The 18,908-nt window shown below is 35.0% G+C and carries 17 protein-coding genes; 11 read left to right on the top strand and 6 right to left on the bottom strand.

The window, feature by feature from the left end:
• The 6 genes from gyrA to dnaA form a co-directional block, all read right to left on the bottom strand.
• Positions 1-2,640: a DNA gyrase subunit A gene (gene gyrA / locus G630_RS0109220; protein ID WP_044959039.1), complete on the bottom strand. Its 2,640-nt coding sequence runs from the start codon at positions 2,638-2,640 to the stop codon at positions 1-3.
• A gap of 11 nt (positions 2,641-2,651) precedes the next feature.
• Complete coding sequence (gyrB, locus tag G630_RS0109215; RefSeq protein ID WP_026498413.1) at positions 2,652-4,589, bottom strand: DNA topoisomerase (ATP-hydrolyzing) subunit B; 1,938 nt, start codon at positions 4,587-4,589, stop codon at positions 2,652-2,654.
• Between the two features lie 10 nt (positions 4,590-4,599).
• On the bottom strand, positions 4,600-5,700 hold the full coding sequence (gene recF, locus G630_RS0109210; protein WP_022761791.1) for a DNA replication/repair protein RecF: 1,101 nt from the start codon (positions 5,698-5,700) through the stop codon (positions 4,600-4,602).
• Positions 5,697-5,918: an RNA-binding S4 domain-containing protein gene (locus tag G630_RS0109205; protein WP_026498412.1), complete on the bottom strand. Its 222-nt coding sequence runs from the start codon at positions 5,916-5,918 to the stop codon at positions 5,697-5,699. Before G630_RS0109205 ends, recF begins: the two co-directional genes overlap by 4 nt.
• 4 nt (positions 5,919-5,922) lie before the next feature.
• Positions 5,923-7,032, bottom strand: coding sequence for a DNA polymerase III subunit beta (gene dnaN / locus G630_RS0109200; protein ID WP_022761793.1), 1,110 nt, complete (start codon positions 7,030-7,032; stop codon positions 5,923-5,925).
• Positions 7,033-7,335: 303 nt separating this feature from the next.
• On the bottom strand, positions 7,336-8,727 hold the full coding sequence (gene dnaA, locus G630_RS0109195) for a chromosomal replication initiator protein DnaA (protein WP_022761794.1): 1,392 nt from the start codon (positions 8,725-8,727) through the stop codon (positions 7,336-7,338).
• Between the two features lie 486 nt (positions 8,728-9,213).
• Here dnaA and rpmH point away from each other — a divergent pair, with 486 nt between their 5' ends.
• The 11 genes from rpmH to G630_RS0109140 all read left to right on the top strand — a co-directional run bounded on the left by rpmH (position 9,214) and on the right by G630_RS0109140 (position 18,874).
• On the top strand, positions 9,214-9,348 hold the full coding sequence (gene rpmH, locus G630_RS0109190) for a 50S ribosomal protein L34 (protein WP_022761795.1): 135 nt from the start codon (positions 9,214-9,216) through the stop codon (positions 9,346-9,348).
• 119 nt (positions 9,349-9,467) lie between these two features.
• Positions 9,468-9,845 carry a ribonuclease P protein component gene (rnpA, locus tag G630_RS0109185; RefSeq protein ID WP_022761796.1) on the top strand — a complete coding sequence of 126 codons (378 nt, stop codon included), beginning with the start codon at positions 9,468-9,470 and terminating at the stop codon, positions 9,843-9,845.
• The gene (gene yidD, locus G630_RS0109180) at positions 9,817-10,026 is read left to right on the top strand and encodes a membrane protein insertion efficiency factor YidD (RefSeq protein ID WP_026498410.1); all 210 of its coding nucleotides are present in this window, start codon (positions 9,817-9,819) and stop codon (positions 10,024-10,026) included. Before rnpA ends, yidD begins: the two co-directional genes overlap by 29 nt.
• A 17-nt stretch (positions 10,027-10,043) precedes the next feature.
• A complete protein-coding gene (locus G630_RS0109175) occupies positions 10,044-11,336 on the top strand; it encodes a YidC/Oxa1 family membrane protein insertase (RefSeq protein WP_026498409.1) in 1,293 nt (430 codons plus the stop codon).
• Positions 11,337-11,350: 14 nt separating this feature from the next.
• Positions 11,351-12,142 carry an RNA-binding cell elongation regulator Jag/EloR gene (gene jag / locus G630_RS0109170; RefSeq protein WP_026498408.1) on the top strand — a complete coding sequence of 264 codons (792 nt, stop codon included), beginning with the start codon at positions 11,351-11,353 and terminating at the stop codon, positions 12,140-12,142.
• 76 nt (positions 12,143-12,218) lie between these two features.
• Positions 12,219-13,616 (top strand): tRNA uridine-5-carboxymethylaminomethyl(34) synthesis GTPase MnmE, encoded by a 1,398-nt coding sequence (mnmE, locus tag G630_RS0109165; protein ID WP_026498407.1) that lies wholly within the window; start codon positions 12,219-12,221, stop codon positions 13,614-13,616.
• A gap of 3 nt (positions 13,617-13,619) precedes the next feature.
• On the top strand, positions 13,620-15,542 hold the full coding sequence (gene mnmG, locus G630_RS0109160) for a tRNA uridine-5-carboxymethylaminomethyl(34) synthesis enzyme MnmG (protein WP_022761801.1): 1,923 nt from the start codon (positions 13,620-13,622) through the stop codon (positions 15,540-15,542).
• A 56-nt stretch (positions 15,543-15,598) separates the two neighbouring features.
• A complete protein-coding gene (gene rsmG, locus G630_RS0109155; RefSeq protein ID WP_022761802.1) occupies positions 15,599-16,336 on the top strand; it encodes a 16S rRNA (guanine(527)-N(7))-methyltransferase RsmG in 738 nt (245 codons plus the stop codon).
• 294 nt (positions 16,337-16,630) lie between these two features.
• On the top strand, positions 16,631-17,395 hold the full coding sequence (locus G630_RS0109150) for a ParA family protein (protein WP_022761803.1): 765 nt from the start codon (positions 16,631-16,633) through the stop codon (positions 17,393-17,395).
• Between the two features lie 65 nt (positions 17,396-17,460).
• Positions 17,461-18,351: a ParB/RepB/Spo0J family partition protein gene (locus G630_RS0109145; protein ID WP_022761804.1), complete on the top strand. Its 891-nt coding sequence runs from the start codon at positions 17,461-17,463 to the stop codon at positions 18,349-18,351.
• Between the two features lie 10 nt (positions 18,352-18,361).
• Positions 18,362-18,874 (top strand): DUF4446 family protein, encoded by a 513-nt coding sequence (locus G630_RS0109140; RefSeq protein ID WP_022761805.1) that lies wholly within the window; start codon positions 18,362-18,364, stop codon positions 18,872-18,874.
• Positions 18,875-18,908 lie beyond the last annotated feature (34 nt).

The raw sequence follows: 18,908 nt of genomic DNA, 5'->3' as shown, positions 1-18,908 counted from the left end.
TTACTCTTCATCTGTATCTTCAGTACTATCTTCGGATTCTTCTATCTCTTCATCATCAAAATCATCATCCGGGACTATTTCTTCGCCTTCGGGTATCTCTTCCATGGCATCTTCGATATTTTCAAATTCTTCGTCACCGTTTGATACCTTTTCACGTACCTTCGCAATTGCTACTACACTGACACCCTTATCTAGATTTATCATCTTAACACCGGAGGTCACTCTTCCGTGAATGGTTATTTCCTCCATTCGAAGCTGAATAAGTATTCCGCTGTCAGTTATCATCATGATTTCATGTTCATCCTTAACAGCCTTTACACCTATTACATTACCGGTCTTCTCAGTAATCTTGTAGCACTTTACACCTTTTCCACCGCGAAGCTGGATGTGGAATTCTGAAAGCTCGGTTCTCTTTCCAAATCCTTTTTCAGAAACTATAAGAAGTGAATCACCCTGGGAATTAAGCTGCATTCCAACAACCTCATCCTGGTCGCCGAGCATAATTCCTCTTACACCCATTGATGTTCTTCCGGTAGGTCTAACATCTGTCTCCTTAAATCTAATGCACATTCCGTTTCTGGTAATAAGGAATATCTCAGAATCGGACTTTGTGGTCTTAACCTCTATAAGTTCGTCATCATCATCGAGATTAATTGCTGTAAGGCCGTTCTTTCTTACATTTGCAAATTCCATTATAGGAGTCTTTTTTACAGTTCCCTTTTTGGTAACCATAAACAGATTCTTTTCTTCTGTATACTCCTTTATCGGAATAGTCGCAGTTATCTTTTCTTCGGGAGAAAGCTGGAGTAAATTAACAATAGCTGTTCCCCTTGATGTTCTTGATGCTTCTGGAATCTGATAAGCCTTAAGTCTGTATGCACGACCCTTGTTAGTAAAGAACATAATGTAATTGTGGGTTGTAGTCATAAGAAGGTCTTCCACATAATCGTTCTCAATTGTGGATATTCCCTTTATTCCCTTACCTCCGCGATTTTGCGCACGGAAGTTATCAATAGACATACGTTTGATATATCCTACATTTGTCATAGCAATAACCGTATTAACATTTGGAATCATGTCCTCAATGTTGATATCGGAATCATCATGTCCGATCTGTGTCTTACGATCATCACCGTATTTATCGGAAATTTCTGAGATTTCTTTTCTTATTACTCCAAGGAGAACCTTTTTATCTGAAAGAATAAGCTTCAATTCTTCGATTCTCTTTAAGAGTTCTGCGTGCTCCTGCTCAAGCTTGTCTCTCTCCAAGCCGGTGAGAGTACGAAGACGCATATCAACGATAGCCTGTGCCTGAGCATCAGATAATCCAAAGCGTTCCATCAACTGTTCTTTTGCTATCTGAACAGTCTTGCTTCCGCGAATAATCTTGATTACTTCATCGATATTATCAAGGGCTATGAGCAATCCCTCAACAATATGATTTCTTTCCTCAGCCTTGTTTAGATCATATCTGGTTCTTCTTGTCACTACTTCTTCCTGATGGACGATATAGTGATGAAGCATATCAACAAGTCCAAGTATCTTGGGCTCATTATTTACAAGTGAAAGCATAATGATTCCAAAGGAATCCTGAAGCTGTGTATGCTTAAACAGTCTGTTGAGCATAACGTTTGCATTTACGTCATGTCGCAGTTCAATAACAACTCTCATACCCTCACGGTCCGATTCATCGCGAAGAGCTGTGATACCATCTAGCTTTTTAAGTTTTACAAGCTCGGCTATTTTTGCTATAAGATTGGCCTTATTAACAAGATAAGGCAGCTCAGTAACAATGATTCTGCTCTTACCATTGGGCATTGCCTCAATATCTGTAACCGCACGAACAACTACTTTTCCTCTTCCTGTTCTATAAGCCTCCTCTGCACCTCTAGTGCCGAGAATTATACCACCTGTAGGAAAATCGGGTGCTTTAACAATCGGAAGAAGCTCCTCTATATCTGTAGCTCTATCCTCATTTACTCTGTTGTCGATCATCTTTACAACAGCAGCAATAACCTCACGAAGATTGTGAGGTGGAATATTTGTCGCCATACCAACGGCGATACCTGTAGTTCCGTTTACAAGAAGATTCGGAAATCTTGCGGGAAGTACAGCAGGCTCTTTTTCTGTCTCATCAAAGTTAGGTGTAAAATCGACCGTATCTTTATTGATATCAGCCGTCATCTCCATTGATATCTTGGTAAGTCTTGCCTCTGTATATCGCATGGCAGCTGCGCCATCACCATCTACAGATCCGAAGTTACCGTGTCCGTCGACCAGGCAGTATCTCATTGACCAGGGCTGTGCCATATTTACCAAAGATCCATAAATAGAGCTGTCACCATGGGGGTGGAATTTACCCATTGTATCACCGACAATACGTGCACATTTACGATGAGGCTTGTCGGGACCGTTATTAAGTTCGATCATGGAGTAGAGAATTCTTCTCTGAACAGGCTTAAGTCCGTCTCTTACATCCGGAAGTGCACGGGATGCGATAACACTCATGGCATAGTCGATATAGTCCGACTCCATGGTTTTCTGAAGATCTACTTCCTTTATTCTGTCGGTGGTCACCTGATCGAATACATCATCCGAAAGGTTTTCACCATTATTATTGTTGTTATTGTTATCAGCCATTTTTTATCCTCTTAAATATCAAGGTTTTTAACAAATTTCGCGTTTTTCTCAATAAATTCACGTCTGGGTTCTACTTTGTCACCCATAAGTGTTGTAAACGTAACATCAATATCAGATTCAGCTTCCTCATCAATATTTACACGAAGAAGTACTCGTCTGTCAGGATCCATGGTTGTCTCCCAAAGCTGTTCGGGATCCATCTCTCCAAGTCCCTTATATCTCTGAATCTTATTATTCTGATCTCGTCCTACATCGTTGAGGATTTTATTTAATTCTTCATCACTGTATGCATACCAGACCTTTTTGTTCTTCTCAAGCTTGTAAAGCGGAGGCTGAGCAAGATAAACATGGCCTGTTTTAATAAGCTCAGGCATAAATCTGTAAAGGAAAGTGAGCATAAGTGTTGCAATATGAGCACCGTCAACATCGGCATCAGTCATAATAATGATTTTGTTGTAACGAAGCTTTTCGATATCAAAATCATCATGAATACCTGTACCAAAGGCAGTAATCATTGCCTTAATTTCAGCATTTCCGTATATTTTGTCTATTCTTGCTTTTTCAACGTTCAGAATTTTACCTCTAAGCGGAAGAATAGCCTGTGTTGCTCTTGATCTTGCAGTCTTTGCGGATCCGCCCGCGGAATCTCCCTCAACTATGAAAATCTCACAATTTTTTGGATCCTTATCGGAACAATCCGCAAGCTTTCCGGGAAGTCCAAGTCCATCAAGGGCTGATTTTCTTCTTGTAAGATCTCTTGCCTTTCTTGCAGCATCTCTTGCATGCTGAGCAAGAATAGCTTTCTCGAGTATAACCTTGGCAACCTGAGGATTCTGTTCAAGGAAATACGTAAGCTGTTCAGAAACAATACTGTTAACTGCACCTCTTGCCTCAGAATTTCCAAGCTTTTGTTTGGTCTGTCCCTCAAACTGAGGATCTTCAATTTTTACGCTGATAATTGAGGTAAGACCCTCACGGATATCATCACCTGTGAGATTTTCCTCATTATCCTTGAGCATCTTCTTTTCTCTTGCATAATCATTAAAGGTCTTCGTAAGTGCAACCTTGAAGCCCTCAAGATGAGTTCCTCCCTCAGGTGTATTTATATTATTAACGAATGTATATGTGCTCTCATTAAATGAATCATTATGCTGGAGAGAAACTTCCACCTGAACATTGTTTTTATTTCCCTCAAAATACATAATCTGATCATAAAGAACAGTCTTACTCTTATTGAGATACTGCACAAATTCCTTGATACCGCCTTCGTAGCAGAAGTTCTGCTCGATAATTTCTTCTCCTTCAGCTACGCGATAATCTCTTAAAGTAATACTGAGTCCCTTTGTAAGAAACGCCATTTCTCTAAGCCTTTGTTTTAATACATTAAAATCAAAGACAGTTGTCTCTTTAAAAATGAGGGCATCGGGTTTAAAAGATACCTTTGTTCCTGACTTTTCTGCTTCTGTGGTTCCGATCTCTTTAAGAGGAAAACAAACTTTACCTCTCTCATATCGCTGCTGATATATTTTTCCGCCTCTCATTACCTCAACTTCAAGCCACTCGGAGAGGGCATTAACTACAGAAGCTCCAACTCCATGAAGTCCTCCGGATACTTTATAACCGCCACCGCCGAACTTACCGCCGGCATGAAGAATTGTAAATACTACTTCAACTCCGGTAAGTCCTGATTTATGGTTAACATCAACAGGAATACCACGTCCGTTATCCATGACAGTGATAGTATTATCTGCATTTATATTAACTTCAATATGATCACAGAATCCGGCAAGTGCCTCATCTACTGAGTTATCAACAATCTCATATACCAGATGATGAAGTCCTCTTGCTGCAGTTGTACCAATGTACATTCCGGGTCTTTTTCTTACTGCCTCAAGTCCTTCAAGTATCTGTATTTGATCCGCACCGTAATTGTTTCCTTCGTTACTCATTTTTATCCTCTTATTCTTCAGGTATACTTCCGTTCACAACTCTGAATACCTTATCTATTTCAAAACGGTTGTTAACAAATTCATCTAATCCTGTACAAGTAATGATTGTCTGAATATCTCCAATTGTGTTTAAAAGATAATTTTGTCTGTTGCTGTCAAGCTCCGATAAAACATCATCAAGTAAGAGAACAGGATTTTCTTTTTTTGATTTTTTTACAATTTCAATTTCCGAAAGCTTAAGCGACAACGAGGCTGTCCTCTGTTGTCCCTGTGATCCGTATTTTCTGATATCTATTTCTTCGGGAACATTTTCTGTAATTACATTAAATGAAAAATCATCTTTATGAGGTCCTACTGTCGTCTGCTTCAGATAAATATCTTTTTGTCTCGATGAAGCCAGTTTATTTTCATATTCCGAAGCAGTTACATTGGGTTCATAGTAAATTTTCAGTTTTTCTCTTCCACCGGTAAGCTTATTGTGAATTGGATCTATTATTTCGCATAAATCCTTTATGAATTTTTCCCTGGATTTAATTATTACAGATCCGTATTCAAGAAGCTGCTTATCCTGAACATCTAATAAAACACTGTTTTCAGGATGTTCAAACATATCTTTTAATACTTTATTTCTTTCTGTTATAAGCTTATTGTATTTTGCAAGATTCTCTAAATAAATTTGATCCAGCTGGCAAAGCTCCATATCCATAAATCTTCGCCTCTCTGCCGGACCATCTTTTATGATACTAAGATCTTCTGGAGAAAAAAATACAACATTGCATCTTCCTACCAGATCGGAAGCTTTTCTTATTTTTTGTGAATCTATAGCAATCGCTTTGGATTTACTTTTTCTAAGGTGCATATCCACACGGTACGAAGCGCCATCTCTTTCAATAATGGTTCTTATATGTCCCTCTTCCTTACCGAAGGAAATTATCTCTTTGTCTTTGCTTCCCTTATGAGACTTAGTAGTAGCAGCAAGAAAAATTGCTTCAAGAATATTTGTTTTTCCCTGAGCATTATCACCATAAAGAATGTTGGTTCCGCTGCTGAATTCAATTTTTAAATTCTCGTAATTTCTAAAATCTGTAAGTTCTAATGATTTTATTATCATTTCTCAATTTGTACCTGAACACCTTCGTACTCAACAGTGTCCCCGCTATAAAGCTTACGTCCACGTCTTGTTTCAACTTCACCGTTTACTTTCACAAGACCGTTTTGAATATCAACTTTTGCATCAACACCGGATTCCTCAAGACCGGCCTTTTTCATAGCCTGTCCAAGCTTTATAAATTCGTCTTCATCTCTTAAATTAACTGTTATCTTTTCCATTTTCTTAGCTCACTGTTGTAAAGTTAATAGGAAGTACAAGATAAATATAGTTTGAATCCTTATCCCTTATGAAGCAGGGAGCTTTGGGATTAACCATATAAATATCAATACTTTCGTCATCAATTGCTCTGAGGGCATCAATCAAAAACTTAGGATTAAAGCCTATAATAAGATCTTTACCCTGCTTTTCTATATCAATCTCTTCATCCATACTTCCAATGGTTGAATTTATCTTCAATTCCATTTTTTCGTCAGTAATAGAGATGATAACCGGCTTTTTATCACCTTCTTTTACGAGAAGAGTAGCTCTGTCGATGCAATCAAGCATTTCTTTTCTTGATATTGTCATCTTGGTCTCATAATCACTTGAAAGCATCTGATCAATATTGAAATACTCACCCTCAAGAAGTCTTGAAACCACAATAGTTCTGTCAAACTCAAACAAAATGTGCTTATCTGTAAAGAAGATATCAACATTGTTCTCTGTGCTATCAGATATAATCTTGCTTATATCAGACAAAGTTTTACCGGGAACTACTACTTTCTTTGATTCATAACTGTTTTGAAGTTTAATTTTTCGGATAGAAATACGATGTCCGTCAAGAGAAACCAGTTTAAGTGTATCCTGATTTATCTCAAAAAGCTCTCCGCTCATCATTTTATTGGCATCGTTTTCCGCAATAGAAAATATAGTCTGTTGAATAATATTTTTCAGAGTATATTGAGATACTGATATTCCGTCTATTCTCTCTATATTGGGAAGATAGGTGAAATCATCGGCATTTCTTCCTACAATACTGAATTTTGCCTTTTCACAGCTTATGGTAACCTTACCGTTTGCATCGGCTTCTATGGTAACATCACTGTCAGGAAGCTTCCTGATGATATCAAAGAATATCTTTGCATCAATAGCGATATAACCTCTCTCGATAATATTACCATCAAGCTCTGTCTGAATTCCAAGATCAATATCATTAGCGATGAACTTAATTACTCCCTCTGTTGCATCTACAAGAATGCACTCCAAAATTGACATTGTTGTCTTATTGGGAACAGCCTTGGATACAATCTGCAATCCTGCAATAAGATTTGATTTGGAACAAACGAACTTCATGAATTAAAAACTCCCTTCAACGAGATAAAATTATGCACATATCTCCATATATATAATAAATTAATAATATTTAATAATATAAATAATAATAGGTGTTGATATGTGGAAATCCTTATCTATTATACAATTTATCTGGCTTATTTACAAATTTTTAATAGTTGATAAATAAAAATTTAATGTTGAAAAGTAAATTGTTGTACACAAGCCAAATTTTGCGATTTGAGACTATAAAATAGTTTTCCACTCCTATCCCCAGTTTATAAACAATTTATAAAGTATTTATAAACTGAGTTATCCACTTTATCACACTGAAGGGTTTAGTTTCTTATTAATAATATCAAGGTTTCTTCTTAGATCTTCATCCACGGATAAAAGATCCTTTATCTTATTAATACCGCTCATTACAGTAGTATGATCTTTTTTGCCCAAGGATTTTCCTATCTCTTCAAGCGGAGAATCTGTAAGTTCTCTGGCAAGATACATAGCAATCTGTCTTGGAAGAACTATTTCTTTATTTCTTTTCTTTGAAGCGATATCTTCCTGCTTAACTCCGTATTGTTCGCAAACAGTACTTATAATAAGAGGAATTGTTATAACCTTGGATACATCTGGATAAATAATATCCTTAAGAGCTTCTTTTGCATTGTCTAAAGTAATCTCTACATTATTTAAACGTGAAAAGGCGATTATTTTGTTATAAGCACCTTCAAGTTCTCTGATGTTAGATTTGATATTGGTAGCAATGTATTCAAATATCTCATCGTCTATGTGTTTTGAATAGCTTTCAGCATTCTTTTTAAGGATTGCCATTCTTGTTTCATAATCGGGAGCCTGAATATCTGAAATGAGTCCCATCTCGAATCTGGATCTGAATCTTTCTTCAAGAGTCTCCATTTCCTTCGGAGGTTTATCTGATGAAATAATGATCTGCTTACCGGACTGATGGAGTACATTGAAGGTGTGAAAAAATTCTTCCTGAGTACTTTCTTTTCCTATAATAAACTGAACATCATCAACCATCAGAACATCCACTGTGCGATATTTATCACGAAGTCTGCTCATTGCTTCAGCTTTACCACTTCTGATAGATTCAATAACTTCATTTGTAAATTGCTCTGAAGTAACATATAAAACCTTAAAATTAGGATGGTTTTCAATAATGAAATGTCCGATTGCATGCATAAGGTGAGTCTTACCAAGACCGGGTCCTCCGTAAAGGAAAAGAGGATTATAAGCTTCTCCCGGTGATTCAGCTACTGCAAGAGATGCATTGTAAGCAAATCTGTTATTTCCACCTACTACATATGTATCAAAAATGTATTTTGAATTAAGTCCTGAAAATTCGTAGTTGTTCTGATTTATTTTAGTCTCATTTTCATTTTTTGAAGTAGTTTCTTCATTATTAATATGAGCATCTTTTTCCAAAAGAAATTCTATCTCAACATTTTCATTTAGAAACTCAGAGAGAGTTACCTTAAAGAATTTCTGATATTTTCTCTCTATATAACTTAAAAAGTTGGTATCATCAAAGGGGATTAGAATAATAACAGTACCGTTATCATATTTATAAAATGACAGGGGCTTGATCCAGGTATCAAAAGAAATAGCTGTCATACCAAGCTCCACTCTGATTTCTTCTTTCAGGCTTTCAAAATTATCAGCCAGTTTTTGTGTTATTTCTGTAGCTTTTTCCATAACTTTCTCCCATAGTAAGTTTAGAGTTTATTTTATCCTATGGAAAAATAAATATCAAACAGGCAGAAATTGTGGATAACTTTTTATAAAAAAATTTTTCATGATAATAATAATCATGCATAGAGTGGAAAAGTGGAAAAGTAGCTATTAATTATTCACTTCCTTTAAGGCGCATTATTACTGGCTTTTTTAAAATTGTGATTTTTTTATCGGAAATGTTTTCCACATCTAATCCACATTTTGTGGATAAAAAAAATAAATTTACAGATAATAACAATTTATCCACAAAATCAACATTTAGATGTGGATAACTTTTTTTTACACCATATGTTGATTCATTTTTTTTAAAACTTTTTTATAAGTTATCCACAATATTTTTTTTACTTGACGGAAATGCTTAATTTTATTATAATAACAACGATTTTTTCTGATTCAGACAATTATTTTATTTGCTAAATAGATAGTAAAAGGAGGTGTATTTCGACTATGAAGAGAACTTATCAGCCGCATAAGCTTCAGAGAGCTCGTGTTCACGGCTTTAGAGCAAGAATGGCAACTAAGGGAGGCAGAAAGGTACTTGCTGCCAGAAGACTTAAGGGTAGAAAGAAAATATCTGCATAATAAGGACCACATAATGTTGTGGTCTTGTTACGCGAATGTGCATAGATGCATATTCGCGTATTTTCATATTTCTACGAATTATGTTGCTCATAGAAGAGCACATTAAATGGATTGATTAAATGCAAAAAACAGAAAGTTTAAAAAAGACTGCTGATTTTCAGCTTGTTTATAAAACCGGTAAAAGCTACGCAGATAAGAATATTGTTGTTTATCTCAGAGAGAATCAAACCGATATGAACAGACTCGGAATTTCAGTTAGCAAGAAAGTTGGGAACAGTATTGTAAGGCACAGGTTTGCAAGACTAGTTCGAGAAGTTTACCGACTACACGAAAATATATTTAATAGTGGTTTAGATATAGTAGTCGTGGCCAGATCCCGTGCAAAGGATGCAAGTTATTTTGATATTGAAAAATCCTTTTTATATTTGGCCGGAAAGTCTCATCTAAGAAAAAATGATGAGGTGCAAGATGAAGAAAATACTGATATTACTGATTAAACTATATCAAAAGTATGTTTCTCCAATGAAGAGAACAAAATGTCCGTATATTCCGACTTGTTCGCAGTACGGATTAGAAGCAATAGAAAAATACGGTGCTATTAAAGGAAGTTTGCTTGCTGCCTGGAGAATTATAAGATGTAATCCTTTTTCCAGCGGTGGTTATGATCCTGTACCGTAAGTATCGGAGGGTTGGTTTTGAACATTGTTGCGTTAACACAGTACCAGGGAAAAATTGTCGGTCCTATCGCATGGGTCCTTGGTCACATAATGAATTGGATTTTCATAGTTCTTGATAAGATTGGTATTCCAAGTACCGGTCTTGCTATTATTTTATTTACTATTATAATGTATCTTTTTCTTATGCCGCTTACCTATAAGCAGCAGAAGTTTTCTAAGCTTCAGGCCAGAATGAATCCTGAGCTTCAGGCTATTCAGGCTAAGTACAAAGGAAAAAAAGATAATGATTCCATGCTTGCTCAGCAGGAAGAGATAAAAGCTCTTTATGCTAAGTATGGTGTTTCACAGACAGGTAGCTGTGTTCAGCTTGTTATTCAGCTTCCTATAATGGTTGCTCTTTATCGTGTAATTTATTCAATGCCTGCTTATGTTGGTCAGATTAAGAATTCTTTCTATCCTTTAGTAGAGCAGCTCAGAAATACTGCAGGTGCAAGTGATTTCCTGCAGACTCTTTCAAGTGCTTCACAGTACTCAAAGCAGTTTAAGGCAGATGCATTTTTATCAGGTGATGTATCTCACATTGAGAATACATTTATTGATGTCCTTTATAAAGCATCTTCTGCTGATTGGGCTTCACTTACTGAAAAATTTGGCAATCTTTCTGATTCAATAACAAGTACTCATACATTACTTAATAAGTACAATAGCTTTTTAGGTCTTAATATAGGTGATTCACCTACTTTCATGGTTCAGAATGCATGGCATAATAAGTCATTTGAGTTATTTATTGTTGCTCTTATTATTCCTGTTCTTTCTTGTCTTACACAGTGGATAAGCATTAAACTTATGCCTCAGCCTGCACAGCAGTCTAATGACCCTAATGATCAGGCAGCTCAGATGGCAAATTCCATGAAGACAATGAACATGATGATGCCTTTGATGTCTCTGTTCTTTACATTTTCATTCCCTGCAGGTCTTGGTATTTACTGGATTGCAGGTGCTGTAGTACGTACAATTCAGCAGATATTCATTAACAAGCATATTGATAAGATGGACATAGATGCTGAGATTGCAAAGAATACGGAAAAATATAATAAAAAACTTGAGGAAATGAAATCTACTCCTCAGATGAATCGCTTTGCAAATGTGAATACAAGAACAATGAATTCTTATACTTCAACTCGTTCTGAACAGGAGAAGGAAGAGGGGTTGAAAAAAGCTAACGATATTTATCAATCAGGTAAGGCTAACAAAAAGAGTCTTCTTGCCAGAGCAAATATGGTTAAAGAATTTGATCAGAAGAATAATTGATAGGGGATAAAAAAATGGAATATATCGAGATTTCAAAAAAGACTGTTGATGAGTGCATAACAGAAGCATGTGCACAGCTTATGGTAACAAGCGACAATCTTGAATATGAAGTAATTTCTACAGGATCCACAGGATTTCTTGGTTTAAATGTTAAACCTGCTGTAATAAGAGCAAGAGTAAAGAGTGCTTCTGAAGAAAAAGCGCAGGAAGTAAAAGAAACAGTTGAAGAGAAGAAAGTAGAAGTTAAAAAAGAAGAAAAGCCTAAGAAAAAAGAAGTTAAGGAAGAAAAAGCTCCTGAAGTTAAGAAGGAAGAAAAAACAGAAGAAAAACAGATTTCTTATGTTTATGATCATGAATTTATTAACAGAGCTAAGGAATTCCTTGCAAATGTTTTTGGCGCAATGAACATGAAGGTTACTGTTGATGCCAAGTATAATGAGACAGATAAAGTTCTTGAAGTTGAACTTTCCGGAGATGAGATGGGTGTTCTTATCGGTAAGAGAGGACAGACACTCGATTCTCTTCAGTATCTTATTTCTCTTGTTGTAAACAGAGGCAGTGAAGATTATATTCATGTTAAGGTAGATACAGAAAATTACAGAAGCAGAAGAAAAGCAACTCTTGAGAATCTTGCTAAGAACATTGCTTACAAGGTTCGTAAAAACAGACAGTCAGTTTCACTCGAGCCTATGAATCCTTATGAAAGAAGAATTATTCATTCGGCTCTTCAGGCTGATAAGTATGTAACAACTCACAGTGAAGGTGAGGAACCTTTTAGAAGAGTTGTTGTAACTCTTAAGAAATAATTTGTATGCTTAGAGCTGCCATTGAATTTAAAATAATTTCAATTGGCAGCTCTTGTTACATTTTGAGGATAATAATATGTTCTTCAAGGAAGATACTATTTGTGCAATAGCCACTGCCATGATAGATGCAGGTATAGGTATTATAAGAATTAGTGGTGAAGACGCACTTAGCATAGCAAGTAAATTGTATGTTGATACAAAGGGAAATCATTCTTTATTAAATAAAGATTCTCATACGATAAGCTATGGTTTTATTGTTGATGAGAATGAAAATAAAGTTGATGAAGTAATGGTTTCATTAATGAAAGCACCCAGAAGCTATACCAAAGAGAATGTGGTTGAAATCAATTCTCATGGTGGACGACTTATTATGGAATCCATTTTGAATCTTCTTATAAAAAATGGATGTAGACTTGCCGAACCCGGTGAGTTTACAAAGCGCGCTTTTTTGAATGGTAGAATTGATCTTACAAGAGCAGAGGCTGTAATGGATCTCATTCATGCTCAAAATGAATTTTCAATGAAAAATTCAGAGAGGCAGCTTGGTGGAATTCTTTTTAATAAAATAGAAGAAATAAGAAAAGAAATTCTTTATGAAATGGCATACATTGAATCTGCAATAGATGACCCTGAAAATTATGATCTGACTGGATATGATGAAAGATTAAAAGAAAAGAATGAAGACTGGATTAGTCGCCTTAATTATCTGATAGGTACTTCCGAAGAAGGCATTATTAGAAAAGAAGGAATTAAAACAGTTATTATAGGAAAGCCAAATGCCGGAAAATCATCTCTTTTAAATAAACTCGCCGGTGAAGAAAAGGCAATCGTAACTGATATAGAAGGAACTACAAGAGATATTATAGAAGAAACTATTAGACTTGATGATATTGTTTTAAGAGTTCTTGATACAGCAGGCATAAGAGATACAGATGATAAAGTAGAAAAGATTGGTGTAGAGAGGGCTGTACAGTCAGCGCAAAGTGCAGATCTTATTTTGTATATTATTGATTCTACAGACGATGAAATATCCGACGATGAAAGAATATCAGAACTTATAAAAAATAATCATGTAATTGTATTATTAAATAAAAATGATATCAGTGACAGAATTTCTATACTGGAAAATGATATTCATAACATATACGGAGATAATATTCCTGTCATAAAAACTTCTATGGTGGATGATACCGGAATTGAAGACTTAAAGAAAATTATTACTGATATGTTTTTTAATGGGAACATTGCTCCCAAAGAAGAAATATATATTACAAATATTAGACAAAAAGAAGCATTATTAAATACATGTGACAGTTTGAAAAAAGTTCAGTCAAGTATCGAAGCATCAATGTCAGAAGACTTTTATTCAATTGACCTTATGAATGCTTATTCTTTCTTAGGGGAAATAATCGGACAAGAAGTTGATGATGATCTTGTTGAAGAAATTTTTTCAAAATTCTGTATGGGTAAATAAAAAATGATAGTTGATAATTATGATGTGATAGTAATAGGTGGAGGACATGCCGGATGTGAGGCAGGACTTGCAGCTGCAAGACTGGGATTAAAGACAATTATCTTCACTTTAAGTGTTGATAATATTGCTTTCATGCCCTGTAATCCTCATATAGGTGGTTCTTCGAAAGGACATCTTGTTCGTGAGATTGATGCTCTTGGTGGTGAGATGGGAAAAAACATTGATAAGACCTATCTTCAATCCAAAATGCTTAATAAATCCAAGGGTCCAGCAATACATTCATTACGTGCTCAGGCAGATAAGCTTGAATACTCAAAATCTATGAGAATGATTTTGCAGGCTCAGAAAAATCTTACTGTAAAGCAGGCTGAGATAAAGGAAATCCTTTATGATGACATTTCTACTGATAAAGACTTAATTGAAGAAGGTTACGAAAAAAAGATTTCAGGAGTAAAAACTGTAACAGGTCTTACTTATAAAAGTAAGGCAGTAGTATTATGCACTGGAACATATCTTAAAAGCAGATGTCTTTGCGGTGAGTCTATTTCATATACAGGTCCTAATGGATTACAGCCTTCTAATCTTTTATCACAATCACTTATTGATGGAGGTGTTGAACTCAGAAGATTTAAAACAGGTACTCCTGCAAGAATGGATGGAAATACAATAGATTATTCCAAAATGGAAATTCAGACAGGTGATACACCGGTTGTTCCTTTTTCGTTTGATACAAATCCTGATGATATACAGAAGCAGCAACATAATTGTTATCTCACATATACAAATGAAAAAACACATGAAATTATACGAAATAACATAGATAGATCACCTATTTATGCTGGCATTATAGAGGGCATAGGTCCTAGGTATTGCCCTTCAATAGAAGACAAAGTTGTAAAATTTCCAGACAAGATAAGACATCAAGTTTTTATAGAACCGGAAGGAACACATACAAATGAGATGTATGTTGATGGTATGTCTTCTTCTATGCCGGAAGATGTTCAGATACAAATGTATAGATCTGTTCCGGGACTTGAAAATTGTGTAATTGTAAAAAACGCTTATGCCATCGAATATGATTGTTTATGTTCGGGACAACTTTATCCTACTCTTGAAATAAAGAAAATAAGAGGTCTTTTTAGTGCTGGTCAGTTTAACGGAAGTAGTGGCTATGAAGAAGCTGCGGCTCAAGGTTTGTATGCAGGTATAAATGCATGTATGCAAATCTTAGGAAAGCCATACCTTTCCATAGACAGATCAGAAGGTTATATCGGAGTTCTTGTTGATGACATTGTTACAAAGGATAATCTCGAACCTTACAGGATGATGACTTCAAGAGCTGAATATAGATTACTTCTGCGTCAGGACAATGCAGATATCAGACTTAGGAAAAAAGGCTATGAAGTTGGTCTTATTCCAGAAGATAAATATAAAGCACTTTTATTAAAAGAGGAACTTATTGAAAAAGAAACAGCAAGATTAAAAGAGCTCAAGGTTGGTGCTTCAAAGGATGTTCAAGATTTTATGGACAGACATGATTCACCAAGACTTAAGACTGCAGCATCTATAGCTGAACTTATATGCAGACCGGAGCTGAATTATTACAATATTGCAGAACTTGATCCGGAAAGGCCCGAACTTAGTAAGGATGTTATAGAACAAGTTGAAATAAATATTAAGTATGAAGGTTATATTGAGAGACAGCAGAGGCAGGTAGATAAATTCAAGAAAATGGAAGATAAAAAGATTCCTGCTGACATCGATTATGACGATGTAATAAGTCTACGTCTTGAAGCACGTGCTAACCTTAAAAAATTCAAACCTGTTAATGTGGGTCAGGCATCAAGAATTAGTGGAGTAAATCCTGCGGATATTTCTGTATTATTAGTTTACCTTGAAAACTACAGAAAAAATTCAAACCACTAATTCTGCTAATTGTTTCACGTGAAACACAATATATGGTTATTTGAAAGGATTATTTTATGAATCACAATTTTGATTCTATGATAAAAGACTTTAATAGTTTAAATATTAAATTATCTGATAAGCAGATAAAACAATTTGAAGATTATTATGAACTTCTTATTGATTGGAATAATAAAATTAATCTTACTGCAATAACCGAATTTGATGATGTCTGTAAGTTACACTTTGTTGACTCTATAGCATCATCAAAATATTTTGATTTTTCGAAAGAAGCTTTATCTTTAATTGATGTTGGTACCGGAGCTGGATTTCCCGGTATTGTTTTAAAGATAGTGTTTCCTAAATTGAATGTTACATTACTAGATTCACTTCAAAAGCGAATTACATTTCTTGATACAGTAATAGATAGTTTAAACTTAAATGAATCAGGATCTATTAAAACTGTTCATGGCAGGGCAGAAGATTATTCGGATTCAAAAAATGGAGAGCTAAGAGAAAAATTTGATATTGCAGTTTCAAGAGCAGTAGCTGGATTATCAACGCTTTGCGAATATGATCTTCCATATGTGAAAGTTGGAGGATCTTTCATTGCATACAAAGGTGATAAAGGTGTAGAGGAAGTAGCTGATGCAAAAAATGCTATTTTTCTTTTAGGGGGCAAGACAAAACTTGTAGAAGAATTTTGTCTTCCTGATACAGATATTAAGAGAACGATATGTATTATAGATAAAGTTCAAAAGACTTCTTCAAAGTATCCAAGAAAAGCAGGTACCCCTCAAAAGAAACCTTTATAAGCATTAGAAACATAAATATATTTTATAATACAATATATTGTATTACAGATTTGGAAGACAACTATTTGTTTCACGTGAAACATTTTTATATGAAAATTTATTTCCACAATAAATAGTTTCACGTGAAACATAGAGACCCAATATATAGTAAAAAAATCTCGTGAAACATTAATTAGATGAATATTGTATAAAAAATAAAGATAATTTACATTATAATTTTGAAACTGTGTCTATAAAACTGTGCTATAATTTAAAAGTTGATTAAGAAAGAAAACTGAAGAGGGAGAGAAAAGTATGGGACGTGCGATTGCGATTGCAAACCAAAAAGGTGGCGTGGGTAAGACAACAACATCAATTAATCTGTCGGCAACTCTTGCTGAAAAAGGAAAGAAAGTACTAGTCATCGATACAGATCCCCAGGGTAATACTACAAGTGGATTTGGTCTTAACAAAAATCAATTAGAGAATACAATATATGAATTACTTATTGGTGATTGCAAGGTAGATGATGCACTATATATAAATGTTGTAGATGGCGTAGATATAATTCCTTCCAATGTAAATCTTGCAGCTGTTGAGATTGAACTGATAGATATGGAAGAAAAGGAATTTATTTTGAGGAAAGCAATTGAGAAAATAAGAGATCATTACGACTTTATTATTATTGATTGCCCTCCTTCACTTAGCATGCTCACAATCAATGCAATGACAACAGCAGATACAGTACTTGTTCCCATTCAATGTGAGTATTATGCTCTTGAAGGATTAAGCCAGTTAGTTCACACAGTTAATCTGGTGAAAGAGAGATTGAACAATTCATTGCAGATGGAGGGAGTTATATTTACAATGTATGATTCCAGAACTAATCTCTCAATGCAGGTAGTTGAAAATGTTAAGGATCATATTTCAGAAAATGTTTATAAAACAATTATTCCGAGAAATATTCGCTTAGCAGAAGCACCCAGCTATGGACTTCCGATTAATCTATATGATACAAAGTCTGCAGGAGCAGAAGCATACAGACTTCTTGCAGATGAAGTAATAGGAAGAAAATTTTAATGTAACTACAATATGATGTATCACGTGAAACATAAGATACATTATATATAGAAAGAGGTAAATAAATGGCACCGAAAAATACCAAGAGAGGTTTAGGTAAAGGTCTTGATGCACTGATTGCTCCGGCACCTGCATCTAAGAAAAAAGTTGAAGCTGATAATGAAGAAGGACAGGTAGTAATTGTAAATATTACTAAAGTTGAACCAAATAGAGATCAGCCCAGAAAAACATTCGATGAAGATAAATTATTAGAGCTTTCAGATTCTATTAAACAACATGGAATTATAAATCCTCTGATAGTTCAGGATAGAAAAGATCATTATGAAATAATCGGTGGTGAGAGAAGATGGCGCGCAGCTAAGAAGGCAGGACTTAAAGAAGTTCCGGTAATTATTAAAAATCTCACAGAGCAAGAAATTGCCGAATATGCTCTTATCGATAATATTCAAAGAGATGATCTTAATCCTATCGATGAAGCTTTTGCATATAAAAAGCTTATAGATGACTTTGGCTATACACAGGATGTTGTTGCTGAAAAAGTATCTAAGAGCAGAGTTGCCATTACTAACTCACTTAGACTTTTGAAACTCTGTGAAGAAGTTCGTCAGATGGTAATAGACGGTAAACTTTCAACCGGTCATGCCAGAGCACTTATTTCAATAGAAAATAAGGAAGAACAATTAAAAATCGCCGAGCAAATCTTTGATCAAAAGATGAGTGTAAGAGACACAGAAAAGCTTGTTAAGAATCTTGGTAAAGAACCTAAGAAAAAGAAAGAACTAAATAAGCTTAATTCAAGTGTCGAATCTGCATACAGAGAACTTGAAGAAAAATGTACACAGGCTATCGGAACAAAGGTATCAATATCACCTAAGGGAGATGGAACCGGTAAAATTGAAATCGAGTTTTACAGTACAGATGATCTTGAAAAAATAACAGAAAAACTTTACAGGTAGGAGTGGCAATATGAACAGTAATCTTTTTGACCAGTTAGGACTAAACATAGATATTGCTTATATACTTTTGGCACTGCTTGTGATTATAATAGTGCTGCTAATAATTGTTATAATTCAGGGTAATAAGATAAAAGCAATTAAGAATCAAATTTCAAGATTCATGAAGGGAAAGGAAGCAGCTTCCCTTGAAGATGAAATAGTAGCTTTATTTGAAGAAAATCAAGTTATCAGAAAAACGACAGAAAAGAATCAAAAAGACATAAATAGATTATATGATCGCCTGGCTTCATGTTTCCAAAAGGTCGGAATAATCAAGTATGATGCTTTCAACCAAATGGGTGGACAGCTTTCATATTCAATAGCTCTTCTGGATGAAGATAACAATGGTTTCTTATTAAATTCAGTACACAGTACAGATGGTTGCTACTCATACTCCAAGGAAATAGTAAACGGAAAATGTAAACTGGAACTTGGAGATGAAGAACAGATTGCTTTGAATGAAGCGATGGAATATGGAAAATAATAATCTGCGATTAACTGCAGAATAATAAAAGGGG

Source organism: Butyrivibrio sp. WCD2001, from assembly GCF_000424485.1.
Lineage (GTDB): Bacteria > Bacillota > Clostridia > Lachnospirales > Lachnospiraceae > Butyrivibrio.
The sequence above is the reverse complement of the archived record's forward strand: the minus strand, read 5'-3'. Positions and strand labels throughout refer to the sequence as shown.